The sequence below is a fragment of the Sphingomonas sp. S2-65 genome (assembly GCF_021513175.1).
Classification (GTDB): domain Bacteria; phylum Pseudomonadota; class Alphaproteobacteria; order Sphingomonadales; family Sphingomonadaceae; genus Sphingomonas.
Genome location: NZ_CP090953.1, coordinates 3468836 through 3483255, shown reverse-complemented (window position 1 = coordinate 3483255; position 14420 = coordinate 3468836). Strand labels below are relative to the sequence as shown.

Here is a 14420-nt window from a genome sequence, read left to right as displayed (position 1 = left end):
GCAATCAGCGTACGCTGACGATCTGGCTTTCCAACAGGATCTTCACGGTGTGCTGCCAGCGGTTGAAGTCGACGACCCGGCCGTTCTTTGTGTTGACGATCATCTGGCGCGCGACGGTACCCTTCACCACCACATGCTTGCCCCGCAAATAGGTTTCCGGGGAGGCTCCATAGCGCCGTTCCAGCGCCTTCCGAACATTGGGAGCAATGCGGAACGTCAAGGCGTCCGGCGAACGATAGTCCGCTTCGGAGTTCAGAAACACGACGCTGCCGATTCGGCCGGTGCCCTTGACGTCCATCTCGAAGACGCCTTGCTTGCCGCGCTTGCTTGCGTCGGCGAGCGCGACCGCTTCGGCGGCAGAATACACCTTGTCATTGGAATGGGCGGCAAGCGGGGAAACCAGCAAAGTCACGGCAGCAACAAATCGCAAGAACATAATACCTCCCTACAGGCACGTTCTTACTATCATCGCCATCTATACTGAACAAGCGACCACTATTGTCATGAAACTGCAAGACAAAGGCGTGGCCGCTATCAGCCCCCCAATGCCTCCAGCCCCATCGCCACCGCGCCCAGCGGCCCGGCCATCGTCCCCAGCCCCGGCGCGCCCAGCCGTCGGTCCAGCTCGCCGGCATAGCTCGCGATCGAGCCATAGCCGCCCAAACTCTCCGCCAGCCGCGTCCGCAGCCGGCCGAACAGATGCTCGCGCGCCGCGATCACGCCGCCGCCGATCGCAATCCGCTCGGGCGCGAAGCCCATCACCAGATTGTGCAGCAGGCCGGTAAGGTCGTGCACGAACAGGTCCCATTGCGGCCCGTCCTGCGGCAGCTCCTGCCCCGGGCAGCCGAACCGCTCGGCCAGCGCCGGGCCGGAGATCAGCCCCTCGACGCAGTCGCCATGAAAGCGGCACCAGCCCGGAAAAATATCGCCCGGCGCACGCGGCACCCGCATGTGCCCGGCCTCGGCATGGGTAACGCCCTGCACCGGCTTGCCGTCGACCACCAGCCCCACGCCCACGCCGGTGCCGATCGTGATATAGGCATGGCTGTGCAGCCCGCGCGACGCGCCCCAGCGCGCCTCGGCGATCGCCGCGCCGTTGACGTCGGTCTGGATCGCCAGCGGCTTCGAATAACGCGCGCGCAGCCGCTGCACCAGGTCGGTGCCGGTCCAGCCCGGCTTGGTCGTCGCGGTGATCGATCCGAAGTCGGGCGCGGCGGGATCGAGCTGCACCGGCCCGAAGCTGCCGATGCCGATCGCATCGAATCCCCACCCGTCGAGCACCCGCTCGATCGCGGCGAGCGTCGCATCGGGGTCCGAGCCCGTCGGGATCGTCTGGGTTTCGCGCACGTCGTCCGGCCCGGTGGCCAGAAGCGCGATGCATTTGGTGCCACCCAGTTCCAGGCCGGCGATCAGTGGTGCGGTCGAGGTCATGGCGCCCGGCTAGCCCAAGCTTCCGCCAAACGCCACTGGTTGCGCTACCGTAACCCCCCGGAGCCGCGCACCGCCTTTCGAAATATCCTCCGAAGGGAGGGTAGACCCAAGCTTCATAGGCTGGCCCGTCGGATACCGCTCCAACAGCGACCATTCGCCTCCCCCCGCCTTCACCCCGGCGAAGGCCGGAGCTCAGCTGCCAGGGTGCCGAGACGGCAGGACGCCGCCTTGCGTCGAAACTTGCGCCCGCCGGCTTCAAGATCCTCCCCCGGAGGGGGAGGTGGCACGCGCAGCGTGACGGAGGGGTATTCTCCTCAGGGGACATAGCTCGCGGAGACTACCCCTCCACCAGCTTCGCTGGTCCCCCTCCCCCGCCGGGGGGAGGATCTAGGCTCCTCAGCCCCCGCCAAACTCTACCACCAGCCGCTCGGCGAAGGCGCCGTTCTTCGACAGCTGGCCCGCGCTCCCCGGCGCCCGCTTCAGCCCCGGCTGGCGCAGCAACGGCTTCAGCATCAGGTGCAGCGTCGCCAGGTTGATGTGCAGCCCGAAGCATTGGTGCAGCCCATAGCCGAAGTGGATATAGTCGCTCGCCGGCCGCGCCGGATCGAACCGCCTGGGGTCCGCCACCCGCCGCGGGTCCATCATCGCCGACGCGAACGCCGCGAGCACGGTCTCCCCCGCTGTAACCTTCGCCTCATGCGGGGTTCCCCGCGCGATCACGCCGTCCTGCAACACGGTGCGCGGCAGCCCGGGCGCCAGCGGATCGAACCGCATCGCCTCCAGCACATAGCCGCGCAGCCGCGCATCGTCGTCGGCCAGCGCCGCGGCCCGCGCCCCGGCCAGCGCCTCGGGGCGGCGCAACAATTGCTCCATCGCCTGGGGCACCACCATCGGCGGCTGCGGCGGCCCGCCGACGATCATCCCCATCAGCGCGGTGCGGATCTCGACATCGCAGAACCCGCTTTCCCCCGCCGCCTGCATCGCCAGCGACCGCGACAGCACGTCGTCCTTGCCCGGCGCGCTTTTGCGCAGCGCGATCTGCGCGTCGATATGCGCCCGCAGCGCCGGCGCGATCACGTCCACCTCCGCGCGCAACGCCGGGTCGTTGCCCCCATCGGCGAACTGGAACTCGAACAGCCGCGTCGCCCATACGCGCAGGTCGCCGCTTGCGGGCCAGGGCACGCCCAGATAGTCGCTGAACAGGTCGAACGTGACTTGGCGGACCAGGCCGTCGACCACGTCGATCCGCCCGCCACAGCCCGCGACGATCACGCCCGCCCGCCGCTCCGCCTGCTCGGCCAGCATGCCCAGGTCGCCCGCGCGCACCACCTTGCGCATCGCCGCCACATCATGCCGGTATCGCGGCGTGTCGCCCATACCCAGGAAGAACGGCTCGCCGCCCATGATCACGTCGAGCTTGGACGCGTAGGTGACTCCGAACACCGGATCGGTCAGGAACACCTCGCGGACATCGTCATAGCGCGAGGTCAGCACCATCTTCCCCACCCGCGCCACCGGCTTCCACCGCCGCAGGAACGCGAAGACATAGGGCATGCCGGCAAAGAACAGCTGCTGCGTCCACCGCTTGAACCCCTTGGGGCCGGGCCGCAGCACATCGTTCGAAGTGAGCGGGTTCACAGCGCCTCCAGATACCGCAGCGCCGGCATGCTCGGCAGGAAGAAATACTCGCCCCCCGCCATCTGCACGAAGGTCTCGACCTCGACGATCCGCCGCAACGGCGTTTCCGGAATGGTCAGCTGCCCCTTGGGCCCGATCAGCGGATCGGTCTCGTCATACAGCGTCGCGAAGTTCGGATTGAGCACCCAGGTCTGCTGCACGAACTCGAATTGCCGGGTGATGTCGGTGTTGAGGCAGATGAACAGCAATCCACGGTCGACGCCGTCGTCCTGCATCGGATCGGCGATCGTCGGCCCGAATTTCCGCGCCCGGCGCAGGATGCGGTGGTTCTTGGACGCGTCGAGCAGCGTCTGCTTGTCGGCCACGGTCGGCGCCAGCCCGTCGCGCGGGTTCCCGCGCCGGACATGGCTCCCCATCGGGCACCCCTGCCCCACCCGGTCGCGGTCCCAGAATCCGAACGCATTGTCCGGCTGGTCATATTGGTTCGGCGGCAGCGCGCCTTGCGGGCACAACAGATTGCCGTCCAGATCGCGCCCCACCACGCGCGACGCGATCCAGTTCTGGTCGATATGCGCGCTCTTCTCGGGATCTTCCTCGGCGATCCGCGCCGCGTTGTCGCGCATCGACGTCCAGAACGCCGCGACATCCTGCTTCAGCTCGCGCACGACCATGTAGCTGCCGTCCAACCCCAGATCGAGGAACCCCTCGCCGCGCGGATGCTCGGCCAGCCCGGCGGCGCGCCCCTGGGGCGTATCGGGCACCACCGGCCCCGCCGCGACTTCGTTATGCCCGTTCCTGTGGCCCATCAGGACCTCGCCCAGCGGCACGCCGTTCCAGAAGTCGTTGGGCGCGTCCTGCCCGCTGATCGTCACCACGCCCGGTTCGAACGGCTGGGGCTGCGACACCCCGTCGGCGAAACCGAAATGCTCGCGCGCGATCCCGCGCGCGTCGAGCCGCAATTCCAGCGGCAGGCGGTGCACCACGCGCACGCCATGCTGGTCCAACACCGCGCTCACCGACGCGCACCAGGCGTCCGCCGTCGCCTCGTCGGCCTCGTACAACAGCAACAGCGCGTGCACGGTGATCGGCGTCGCGATCCGCTGCTCGGGCACGTCGGTCCCGTCTTCGGCGAACGCCCGTGCATCATCGTCGGCGGCCGCGCCGTCCAGCGGCGTGTTCCCGCCCCATTTCGGCCCGCCGGGGATCACCGTCTCCAGCCATGCGCCTTCGCGCCGGTCGCCCAGCCGCCGCAGCCGGTCTTCCTGGAACATGCCCTCCTGAAAGGCGCGGTCGAACGAGGCGAGCGTGTTGGCGCCCAGCCCCATCTTGCGCAGGCCTTGGCAGGTAAAGCCGATCGCCGCCGATCGCGGATCCCTGCCGTCGGCGTCGGTGATCGGCGCGATCGCCTGCAGCGCCTTCAGCCATTCGCCGCCGCCCGTCTGCGGCGCCCCCGCCCAGCCGAACTCCAGGAACAGCGCGCGCCCGGTCGGCAACGTTCCGAAGCCGCTCACCACCAGCCCCTGCGTCATCGCGTCGTGCGGCGCCGCCAGCTTCCAGCTTGGCGGCCCCCCGCCGGCCCCCGCGCCATCTCCCGCGCTGCCCGGCCCCACGCTCACAGGTCCTCGATCCACAGCGCGGCCTCCTTGTCGGTGAGGGTGGGTTTCCGGAGCCCCAAAGCGATCCGGTAATTGCGTTCGATCTGGTCGGCGGTCAGGTCCTTATACGCCGAATACCAGAAGCGGCTGACCGTCATCGAATGCCGCGCCCATTGCTTGAACTGGCTGCCATGGCTCGCCCCGTCCTTGACCAGGAAGCGAGTCGGCGGAAACCCCACGCCGCAGCACCACGCCAGCGTCAGCCCGGCATGCGCCTTCTCGATGAAGTCATCCAGATAGCTTTCCCAGGTCTGGTCGAAGTTGGAAAAGAACATCAGCCGGCTGCCGTTGTTCACGCGTGCCCAATGCGCGAAATGGATGGTGCGCATCGATCCCAGATAGCCGTTCCGCGCGATGATCCGCAGCAGCAGGCCCAATCCCAGATGCCCCACGCGGATCAGGATCGCGCGCAGGATGCCGGGCTTGATCAGCACGATCGATCCCATGTGGTTCTGCGGGATCCAGTCCTCGCGCCGCGCCATCTCGCGCAGCATCTTGGGGTCGACCGGCGGCGCGTCCTGCGACGAATCGCCGCGCTCCAGCACCCGTAGCCAGAACACGACCGCCGCGACCGTCACCGGCAGGCTCACCAGCCCCCAGCCCAGCCATTCCAGCATGCCGCGCCACGCGGCGCCCGGTTCCCTGCCGGTCAGCAGGATCGACAGCGGCGTGCCCGCCGCGCCCACCACGATCAGGTAGGCAAGCAGGAACAGGCCCAGCGGCAACAATTGCTTGAAGAACAGCCTCAGGAAGCTGAACCGGGTCGGCGTCGCGGTGCCCGGCAGCGCCACGCCGATGCGCTTCAGTGCCGCCGCGAACCCGGCGAACAGCACCGCCATCAGGATCAGGTAGCGCGGCCACGGCATCTCCAGCACCAGGATCAGCCCCGGCAGCGACAGCGCGAATACGGTTGCCAGCACGAAACCGGTCATCCGCGCCCAGTCGCCGACATTCTCGGCGGTGGTGATCCGCGGCGGCGCCTTGTCGGCCAGCCAGCCGAAACCGGGCAGCAGCGCGGACCGCAGCCGCTGGTGTATCTGCGCCGGGGTCATCCGCCGGTACGGGTTCGGCCCCGCGCCCGGGGTGCCGGCCAGTTCCACGCGCGTCGCGCCGAACAGCGCCGCCTCGCGCAGGATGCGGTCGCGCGGCATGCCGCGATTGCCATGGTGGTACACGCTGGGCGTCAACGTCCGCGCTTCCAGATAGGGCGCGATCGGCGCGCGCGACCCGGGATCGGTGATCGCCTTGAACAGCGCGCCCGCCCCGGTCAGCGGCTGCTTGCAGCAGCGCAGCATGACACGCAGGTCCTCGCCGATCGCCGCTTCCAACTGGCTCCAGAACGGCCCGCGCTCGCCGTCGAAATTGGCTTCGATCACGAACAGCGGGTCATAGTCGAAGCCCGGAAACACGCTCAGCGACAGGAAATGGAGCGCCGGCACCCGCGTCAGGAAGTCGGCGAACGGCCCCACCCCGCCCACCGGATCGGTGCTGCGCTTGTCCCGCAACTGGTCCAGCAGGCTCGATAGATGGTCGTAACTCTCGGGCTTAACCTCGAGCGCCACCGACAGCGTCGTCTGCCGCATGTGCCTGTCCCCCCTGGCGCCGGCGGTCCCCACCACCCGCGATCCGACGCAACTGTTCCACGTCAAATCCTACAAGAAAAGGACCAATCGCAAGTCCCGGCCAAAAAAGCCAAAGATGCCGCCACGCCGCTCGAAATACGACGCCGCGGCGTCAACTATAAGATCAACTAGCCACGCACTTGGCAGGATCGCGCACCATGTCTGGATCGTCCCCGCCGTTCGACGGTCCACAAGGACCGTTCCGCCGCGCCGGAACCGCTTTGGGACTTGCGGGCGCATGCCCAACCCGTTCACTCCGGAACCATGACCACCTTGCTCAGCCTCATACTGGCTCTCCTGTTCCTCGCGGGCAGCCCTGCGGCATTTGCCCAGAGCACGCCCATCGCGGCGCTCTCCAATCAGATCGCGCAGGCCGAAACCGATCTGCGCAGCGTCGACCGCGCGCTCGACCAGCGAGTCGAGGATGACGAACGCTCGGCACTGCGCGCCAAGGCGCTTGCGGCGCAGCAGGCGGCCCGCGCCTCAGCCGGCCAGCTGGAGGAACAACTCGACCTGATCGACGCCCGCATCGACGGCTTGGGGCCGGTCGCCGCCGGGACGACCGAAGCGCCCGAGATCCAGCGCGAGCGCGCCCGCCTCGGCCGCGAGCGCGCCGCCATCGATGCCGCCGCCAAACGCGGCCGCCTCGTCGATGTCGAGGCCCAGCAGCTGATCGACGAGATGGAGCGCAGCCAAGCCGAACAGCTCAACGAGCGACTGTCCACGCGCATCGCCTCGCCCACCACGCCGACCTTCTGGCGCGCGGTGGTGACGGCGGTTCCGCGCGACCTGCGCCGTATCGACCTGTTCCTCTCGCAGGGTGCGGACCAGATCCGCACGCAGTGGCGCGGCGGCCTGCCATGGCAGGCGGTGCTGGGCGCGGTGCTCGCGTTCCTGTTCTTCCTCCCGCTGCGGGTGCTTCTCCGCCATCTGGGTCAGCGATACCTGATCGGCAGCGCGCCCGGTCACCGCGTGCGCCGCTCGGCATTCGCGCTTTGGCGGGTGCTGGTCGGCACGGTGATGCCGCTGCTCGGCGCGCTGTTACTCGTACAGGGCTTCCGCTGGGCGGGGCTGTTCCCCGAGCGGTGGAGCACGCTGCTCGATGGGCTGGTCATGGCCACCGGGTTCAGCGCCTTCACCGCGGCGCTCGCCGGCGCGTTGCTGATGCGCCGCCAGCCTTCGTGGCGCGTCGCGCCGATCGCCGACGAGACCGCCGACCGGGTGCGCCCGCTATCCTGGGTGCTGGCGGCGCTCTCCTTTGCCAGCATCCTGATCGAGACCTTCAACCAGACCGTCGGGGCCAGCCACGCCGCGATCGCCGCGACCCAGGCGCTCGAAGCGCTGCTCCACATCCTTCTGATCGGCGCGTTCCTGTTCCTGCTCGGGCGGCTGCGTGCCGAACGCGCCGGGCAGGAAGACGCGAACAGCCTGTCCACCAGCGCGGGGCTGGGCATCGTCACTCTGGTCGCGTGGATGCTCGTCGCCGTCGCCGTGGTCGCATTGCTCACCGGCTATGTCAGCCTCAGCCTGTTCGTCGCCCGGCTGATCATCTGGATGGTGGTGCTGGGCGCCGCGCTCTACCTGCTGATGGGCGCGGCCGACGACATGGCGACCACCGTCTTCACGCGCAACAGCCGCCTGGGCATGACGATGATCCGCAGCATCGGCCTGCGCGGCAGCGTCGTCGACCAGTTCGGTGTGCTGCTTTCCGGTGCGCTCCGGCTGGCGCTGGTTCTCGTCGCGCTCGGCCTGTTGATGACGCCGTTCGGCGGCGGCGACGGGCTCGGCAGCGTGTTCGGCCGGCTCGGGACCTTCGCCCAGGGGATAGAGGTTGCGGGCATCGCGATCTCCCCGGGTGCCATCCTCCGCTCGATCGTCGTCCTCGTGATCGGCCTGGCGCTCGTCCGTGCGTTCATGAGCTGGCTGGAGGGGCGCTATCTGCCCGCCACCGATCTTGACGGCTCCGGCCGCAACTCGGTCGGGCTGGTCGCGCGCTATGTCGGCGTCGCGCTCGCGATCATCTGGGCCCTCGCCTCGCTCGGCATCGGCGTCGAGCGCATCGCCCTGCTGCTCTCCGCCCTCTCGGTCGGCATCGGCTTCGGCCTCCAGGCGATCACGTCGAACTTCGTGTCCGGCCTCATCCTGCTCGCCGAGCGCCCGATCAAGATCGGCGACTGGATCCGTGTCGGCACCGACGAAGGCGATGTGAAGCGGATCAGCGTGCGCTCGACCGAGATCACGCTTGCCGATCACTCGACGTTGATCGTCCCCAATTCCGAGCTGATCACCAAGTCGGTGCTCAACAAGACCCTGTCCAGCCCGCTCGGGCGCATCCAGATCCAGTTCTCGGTGCTGCTGGGCACCGACGTCGAGCGCGTTCTCCGTATCGTCCTGGACGCCTTCGCCGCCGAAGCCGCCATCCTCGACGACCCCGCGCCCGTGGCGTTCGTCGACGCGATCCTGGACGGGCGCATCCTGTTCAACTGCTTCGCCCACGTCGCCTCGCCCCGCGATGCCTATGGCGCACGCAGCAACATCTTCCTGGTTCTGCTCAAGCAGTTCCGCGACGAGGGCATTGACATCGGCACCGTCCCCCAACGCCTCGAACTCGCGCCCGGCGAGCCCTCGCCCTTCTCTCCGCCAACGCTGCAAGACCAGCCGAAACCCTAAGCCCTTCTCCCTCTCCCGCATGCGGGAGAGGGCCGGGGTGAGGGTTTGGCGCAATGCACGCCGAGAGAGGAGCTTGGGACCAAACCTTACTTCGGCGCCCTCTCGCGAGCCTCGTCCTCGGCCTTCATCCGCGCCCGAACACCCCCATCCACGCTACGCCCGGCGGCCATTGGCTCATGCATCGCCCCGGGCCCCGGCGCTTGCGGCCCCGCTTTCCGCATCTGCTCGGCATGGGCGATGTTGCCGGAAACCTCCTCCACCAGGTCGGGCATGATCGTGTGAAAGGTCGACACCGCCTGCGCTTTCCACCCCACCGGCACTTCCTCGCGCGGGTGAAGCGATGCCCAGACGATCGCCTGCACGACCTTTTCGGGCGGATCCAGGGCCGCCATCCGCCCTGCACGGCCGCTGTAATTGGCGGCGTGATCCCAGAACGGCGTGTCCGCGGCCCAGGGCATGATCGTAACCACCTGGATCTTCTTCTTGTAACCGGCCTTGCGCAGTTCCTCGTTCATCGCGCGTCCCAGCGCCCAGATGCCCGCCTTGGTCGCGGCATAGCTGGCGTGATAGGCCAGCGGCACCTGGCTCTCCACCGATCCCAGGTTGATCAGCACGCCCCGCCCCTGCGCCTTGAACTGGCGCACCGCGTGATGGCTGCCATAGATCACGCCCTTCAGGTTCACGTCCACTGCGCGGGCGTGGTCGGCGATCGGGATCTCCTCGAACCGCCCGATCGTGCCCACCGCGGCATCGTTGATCCACACGTCGATCCGCCCGAACCGCGCCACCGTCTCGCGCGCCAGCCGCTCGACCTGCGCGGGATCGGACACATCGGTGGGCATCACCAATGCCTGGCCGCCCGAGGCGCGGATCACCGCCGCCACTTCCTCCAGCACGTCCGCCCGCCGCGCGGCGACTACCACGTTCGCTCGCTCGCGCCCCAGCATCTCGGCCACGCCGCGCCCGAAGCCGCTCGACGCACCGGTCACGACATAGGTCTTGCCCGCGATCCGCTGCAGGTCGCGGGTGCCGAGATGGGTGTTCACCGCGCAGCCGGACAGCGCCGGCACCAACAGCATTAGGAGCAGGATGAAAACCTTGCGCATAAGGCAGATCCGCACAGTTAGAGGATGTCCTCGTCACAAGAAATCGACCAATCGAATGTTCCAGCATTCCTACCTATGTTGGCAGCATTCCAAGTTGATACAAACATAAGTCAACATGCGGAACCATGCCGGCAAGTTGCCGTTGGCCCCGGGTACAGCATGGAGTACCACGATGAAGCATCTTCTTTTATGTTCCAGCCTCTTGGCTGCTGCCGTGGCCGGCCCTGCATTCGTCGGCGCACCGGCCGCTGAGGCTCAGTCCAGCCGCACCCCGACCAGGGCCGCACAGTTCGTCCCGATGGCCGCCTCCAGCGACATGTACGAGATCGAGTCGTCCCGCCTCGCTTTGGAACGGTCGCAGAGCCCGGCGATCAAGCAATTCGCCCAGATGATGATCGACCACCACACCATGACGACGCAGCAGGTGACGCAAGCCGCCCAGGCCTCGGGCATGACCCCGCCGCCGCCGGCGCTCTTGCCGCCGCACCGCGCGCTGCTCGACAAGCTCCAGCGGGCGCAGGGCCGCGACTTCGACCGCATGTATCTCGACCAGCAGCGTACCGCGCATCGCCAGGCGCTGGCGCTCCACCAGACCTATGCGCGCCGCGGCGACAAGGAACCGCTGCGTCAGGCCGCGAGCGGCGCCGTGCCGGTCGTTCAGCGCCACATCGACCAGCTCAAGACTCTCTCCCCGGCCTGAGCCGTCTCCTGGCCTCCAGGCCGACCTGAAGGGCGGGCGCTGTTCCCTCCGGCGCCCGCCCTTCTCTTGTGCGCGCCGCGGAAGCCGGACACGAAAAAGGGCGAGGCCGTCAGGCCCCGCCCTTTCGCAATTCCCCAAGCCTTAGTGGCTCGCGGTTTCCCCCGACTGGCGCAGCGCCAGGAACTTGCGGATCACCAGCGGCTGGGTGTCGATCACCCATTGCTGCATCGCAATCTCCTCGCGCAACGTCTCCTCGAGCAGCGGCACCGCCTCGCTGAAGCCGGCCGCCTGCGCCATGGTGATCAGCGCTTCATAGCTCGCCCGTTCGAAGCTCTCGAACGCGTAGTTGGCGAAGCTGTTCTTGATCACCTCGTCCGGCGCGAAGGTGTGCGCCAGCGCCGCCATATTGCCGGTAAAGGTCAAGGCGGCGTCCTTCAGTCCCGACGGGCTCTCGCCCAGATTGGTCAGGATGGTCTCGAGCCGCTGGATCTGGCCTTCGGTCTCGCCGCGATGGGCGCGCAGCTGCGCTTCCACTTCGGCATAGTTCGCCAGATGCTCGATCTGCCGGTCCATCAGCGCCATCGCCTGATGCTCCAGCGCGTGGGCGTTCTTCAGTCCCGTCACGAACACTTCGCGCGCGGCATTGTCGTCGATGTTGGTCGCCATGAAGCTGGGTTCCTTATTCCGCCGATTCGAGGTGCTTGGTGCGGCCAGCGCCCGGTCCTGCGCCCAGGTCGGTGCCGGTGGTCGGGTCCTTGGTCACGTCGGACTTCAGGCGCGTAGCCATCTTGCCCAAAGCCGCCATGTCGCTGCTGCTCAGCTCGACACTCGCCTTGCCGTCGCCCTCGTCGATCGGCATCGACTGTTCCAGGTCGTCGATCCGCTCCCATTGGTCGCCCGAGTTCCACGGCCCGGTCATGTCGCCTTCGCCCTGCGAGGCGTTGACGTACACGCTGGCATATTGCTCCATCCCCGGCAGCTTGCCCGGCGGGAAGTTGTTCTCGATCGAATACAGCGCCTTTTCGAACGACTTCTGGTGCGCCACTTCGCGCGTCATCAGGAAGTTCAGCGCATCCTTGATGCCGGGATCGTCGGTGATGTTGATCAACCGCTCATAGACGATCTTGGCCCGGCTCTCGGCGGCGATGTTGGAGCGAAGGTCCACTGTCGGCTCGGAACGCGTGTCGACATAGGCCGCCGTCCACGGAACGCCCGCCGAATCGATCAGCGCGGGCCCGCCGCCGAACAGGATCGACTCCTTGGCGCTCGTACCGGTCTGGCCGACCATCGCGAACAATTCGGCTTCGGACTGCTGCGCTTCGGAAAGCTGCGCCTTCACGCCCTTGTTGAGCATGGTGACGATCGTGCCGATCACTTCCAGGTGGCTCAATTCCTCGGTGGCGATGTCGAGCAACAGGTCCTTGCGGCCCGGATCCTCTTCGCCCAGCCCTTGCGTGAAATAGCGCATCGCTGCCGCCAACTCGCCGTCCGCGCCGCCGAACTGCTCGAGCATGAGGCAGGCGAGCCGCGGATTTGGCTCCGACACGCGAACCGTATATTGCAGGCGTTTATTGTGCATGAACATGCGGGGGCACTCCTTCTTCTCTCTGCAGCCAACCGATCGTCCGGGCTTGGAGTTGCGCAACGTGCCCGCCGCTTCATAATACAAATATACATCTGTGTTATCGTCGGTCCGAAAGCCGCCTCTCGTGCGGGTCGTTACGGCATCATCCGGGGGGTCACGCCGCGCCATTGATCGATTGTCCCGATCACGGGGACCAAGTCGGGAGTCGGGCGTTTGGGGCCGCGGAGGCTCGACATGATTGATCTCAAAGGAAAACGCATCCTCGTCACCGGCGGCACGACGGGCATCGGCCGGGAAACGGTGAAGCTGCTCGCCGCCCAGGGCGCCCGAGTTCTGACCTTCGGCCGCAGCCAGGAACCGCTGGACGAAGTGGTGGCGCAGGCGGGCAGCGGCGACGGCGAAGTTTTCGGCATAACCGCCGACGCCGGCACGCGCGAAGGTCTGGACGCGGTGTTCGCCGCGGTAGACGAGAAGCTGGCCGGGCTCGACATGCTGGTCGCGTGCGCCGCGCTCGGCGCCGATCCGCTCACCGAAATGGCCGAGGACGATTGGCGCTACGTCATCGAAACCAACCTGGTCGGCTATCTCGCCAGCGCCCAGCGCGCCATCCAGCGGCTGGACCAGGCCGGCGGCGGCCACCTCCTCTTCGTCGGATCGATCAGCACCGAGATCAAGGCCGCCGGCGAAAGCGTGTACTCCGCCACCAAGGCGGGCATCCAGGCCTTTGCCGAGACGCTGCGCAAGGAGATCTCGGCGCAAAAGAACATCAAGGTCTCGGTGATCCAGCCCGGTTCGGTCGAAACCGACATGCAGGAATGCAGCGACGACGAGAAAGCCGAAGCGGTCGAAAAGCAGCAGATGCTCCACGCTCAGGAGGTCGCCGACGCGATCATCTGGACCCTCACGCGCTCGGCGAACATCGTTAACCTGCGCATCGAACCGCTCGACCAGAAGACGAGTTGATGCCGACCGGAACCGCACTGATCCTGGGGGGCGGCGTCGGCCTCGGCGCCTATCAGCTCGGCGCCTATGCCGCCCTGGAAGCCAGCGGCGCGATCGAGCTTCAGGCCGTCGCGGGCTCGTCGATCGGCGCCATCAACGGCGCGATCCTCGCCGGAAATCCGCCCGAGCAGCGCCTCCCCAGGCTGCGCAGCTTCTGGAAACGCGTCGAGCGAGAGGCCGCACCGGACGAATGGGTCGATCCGCTCGCCCTAGCGCGCACCGGCCCGCTGCGCCACTTGCGCAACTGGGGCAACATCCTCGCGACCCGGACCACCGGCACGCCCGGGCTGTTCCAGCCGCGTCTGCCAGGCATGGGCCGCAGCCGCGTGCCGAGCCTCTATGATGCCGGCCCTCTCGCCGAGTCCTTGACCGAGCTGGTCGACTTCGACCTTCTCAACCAAGGCCCGGTGCGGTTCGCGATCGCAACCACCGATGTGGAAACCGGCGAGACCATCCTGTTCGACACTGCGCTTGGCGACCGCATCACCCCGGACCATATCCTGGCCTCCAGCGCGCTGCTGCCCGCGTTCGAGCCGGTGCAGATCGACGGCCGCTGGCTGGGCGATGGCGGCTTCTCCGCGAACGTGCCGCTCGAACCCGTGCTGTGCTCGGAACGGCCGTGCCCGGCACCGCCGCTGTGCGTGATACTCGATCTGTTCCCCCCCGATGGCCCGCTCCCCGTCGGCCTGGAAGCCACGGTCGAGCGCGCCACCGACCTGAAATTCGCCACCCAGACCACGCTGCGCCTCGCGGGCTTGCGCCGCGAGCGCGCGCTGGAAGCCCGGCTCGAAAGCGCGGAAGCCAGCACCGTCCTGCACCTGAGCTATCGAGGGCCGGCGCACGAGGCGGGTCAGGAAAAGACCTACGACTTTTCGCCCGCTACCTTGCGTGATCGCGAGCAAAGCGGCGCGGACGACGCCCAGGCCGCTCTGGCGCTGTTGCGGACGCTTCCTGAAGAAAGCGCCCCGGGACTGCACATCCACCGCGTCCGCCGCCCATAAGGGCCAAGGG

At 67.7% G+C, this 14420-nt stretch carries 12 protein-coding genes; 4 read left to right on the top strand and 8 right to left on the bottom strand.

The features are described from left to right. Positions 1-4 precede the first annotated feature (4 nt). The 5 genes from LZ586_RS16320 to LZ586_RS16300 all read right to left on the bottom strand — a co-directional run bounded on the left by LZ586_RS16320 (position 5) and on the right by LZ586_RS16300 (position 6307). Entirely contained in the window at positions 5-436 is a 432-nt protein-coding gene (locus LZ586_RS16320) for a hypothetical protein (RefSeq protein WP_235077370.1), read from the bottom strand. Between the two features lie 98 nt (positions 437-534). Then, on the bottom strand, positions 535-1431 hold the full coding sequence (locus LZ586_RS16315) for an ROK family protein (RefSeq protein WP_235077369.1): 897 nt from the start codon (positions 1429-1431) through the stop codon (positions 535-537). Between the two features lie 396 nt (positions 1432-1827). Then, entirely contained in the window at positions 1828-3069 is a 1242-nt protein-coding gene (locus tag LZ586_RS16310; RefSeq protein ID WP_235077368.1) for a cytochrome P450, read from the bottom strand. Beyond that, positions 3066-4700 carry a Dyp-type peroxidase gene (locus tag LZ586_RS16305; RefSeq protein WP_235077367.1) on the bottom strand — a complete coding sequence of 545 codons (1635 nt, stop codon included), beginning with the start codon at positions 4698-4700 and terminating at the stop codon, positions 3066-3068. Before LZ586_RS16305 ends, LZ586_RS16310 begins: the two co-directional genes overlap by 4 nt. After that, positions 4682-6307, bottom strand: a complete 1626-nt coding sequence (locus LZ586_RS16300; protein WP_235077366.1) for a hypothetical protein — start codon at positions 6305-6307, stop codon at positions 4682-4684. The genes LZ586_RS16305 and LZ586_RS16300 overlap by 19 nt, the downstream gene beginning before the upstream one ends. A gap of 303 nt (positions 6308-6610) precedes the next feature. Here LZ586_RS16300 and LZ586_RS16295 point away from each other — a divergent pair, with 303 nt between their 5' ends. Beyond that, a complete protein-coding gene (locus tag LZ586_RS16295; RefSeq protein WP_235077365.1) occupies positions 6611-9016 on the top strand; it encodes a DUF3772 domain-containing protein in 2406 nt (801 codons plus the stop codon). Between the two features lie 86 nt (positions 9017-9102). Here LZ586_RS16295 and LZ586_RS16290 read toward each other — a convergent pair whose 3' ends face one another. Next, positions 9103-10122, bottom strand: a complete 1020-nt coding sequence (locus tag LZ586_RS16290) for an SDR family NAD(P)-dependent oxidoreductase (protein ID WP_235077364.1) — start codon at positions 10120-10122, stop codon at positions 9103-9105. A gap of 172 nt (positions 10123-10294) precedes the next feature. On the opposite strand from LZ586_RS16290, the gene LZ586_RS16285 reads away from it, so the two are divergent. Beyond that, on the top strand, positions 10295-10822 hold the full coding sequence (locus LZ586_RS16285) for a DUF4142 domain-containing protein (RefSeq protein ID WP_235077363.1): 528 nt from the start codon (positions 10295-10297) through the stop codon (positions 10820-10822). Between the two features lie 141 nt (positions 10823-10963). Here the strand turns inward: LZ586_RS16285 and LZ586_RS16280 are convergent, their stop codons facing one another. Both LZ586_RS16280 and LZ586_RS16275 read right to left on the bottom strand, forming a co-directional pair. Continuing rightward, positions 10964-11488, bottom strand: coding sequence for a ferritin-like domain-containing protein (locus LZ586_RS16280; protein WP_235077362.1), 525 nt, complete (start codon positions 11486-11488; stop codon positions 10964-10966). A 13-nt stretch (positions 11489-11501) separates the two neighbouring features. Then, entirely contained in the window at positions 11502-12407 is a 906-nt protein-coding gene (locus LZ586_RS16275; RefSeq protein WP_235077361.1) for a manganese catalase family protein, read from the bottom strand. Positions 12408-12641: 234 nt separating this feature from the next. Here LZ586_RS16275 and LZ586_RS16270 point away from each other — a divergent pair, with 234 nt between their 5' ends. Both LZ586_RS16270 and LZ586_RS16265 read left to right on the top strand, forming a co-directional pair. Then, positions 12642-13370 (top strand): SDR family oxidoreductase, encoded by a 729-nt coding sequence (locus LZ586_RS16270; RefSeq protein WP_235077360.1) that lies wholly within the window; start codon positions 12642-12644, stop codon positions 13368-13370. Further along, positions 13370-14410 carry a patatin-like phospholipase family protein gene (locus LZ586_RS16265; protein WP_235077359.1) on the top strand — a complete coding sequence of 347 codons (1041 nt, stop codon included), beginning with the start codon at positions 13370-13372 and terminating at the stop codon, positions 14408-14410. The genes LZ586_RS16270 and LZ586_RS16265 overlap by 1 nt, the downstream gene beginning before the upstream one ends. Positions 14411-14420 lie beyond the last annotated feature (10 nt).

Excerpts from the sequence above, each read along its gene's own strand:
- LZ586_RS16320 (WP_235077370.1), bottom strand. The coding sequence starts at position 436 with ATGTTCTTGCGATTTGTTGCTGCCGTGACTTTGCTGGTTTCCCCGCTT.
- LZ586_RS16315 (WP_235077369.1), bottom strand. The coding sequence starts at position 1,431 with ATGACCTCGACCGCACCACTGATCGCCGGCCTGGAACTGGGTGGCACC.
- LZ586_RS16300 (WP_235077366.1), bottom strand. The coding sequence starts at position 6,307 with ATGCGGCAGACGACGCTGTCGGTGGCGCTCGAGGTTAAGCCCGAGAGT.
- LZ586_RS16295 (WP_235077365.1), top strand. The coding sequence starts at position 6,611 with ATGACCACCTTGCTCAGCCTCATACTGGCTCTCCTGTTCCTCGCGGGC.
- LZ586_RS16290 (WP_235077364.1), bottom strand. The coding sequence starts at position 10,122 with ATGCGCAAGGTTTTCATCCTGCTCCTAATGCTGTTGGTGCCGGCGCTG.
- LZ586_RS16285 (WP_235077363.1), top strand. The coding sequence starts at position 10,295 with ATGAAGCATCTTCTTTTATGTTCCAGCCTCTTGGCTGCTGCCGTGGCC.
- LZ586_RS16280 (WP_235077362.1), bottom strand. The coding sequence starts at position 11,488 with ATGGCGACCAACATCGACGACAATGCCGCGCGCGAAGTGTTCGTGACG.
- LZ586_RS16275 (WP_235077361.1), bottom strand. The coding sequence starts at position 12,407 with ATGTTCATGCACAATAAACGCCTGCAATATACGGTTCGCGTGTCGGAG.
- LZ586_RS16270 (WP_235077360.1), top strand. The coding sequence starts at position 12,642 with ATGATTGATCTCAAAGGAAAACGCATCCTCGTCACCGGCGGCACGACG.
- LZ586_RS16265 (WP_235077359.1), top strand. The coding sequence starts at position 13,370 with ATGCCGACCGGAACCGCACTGATCCTGGGGGGCGGCGTCGGCCTCGGC.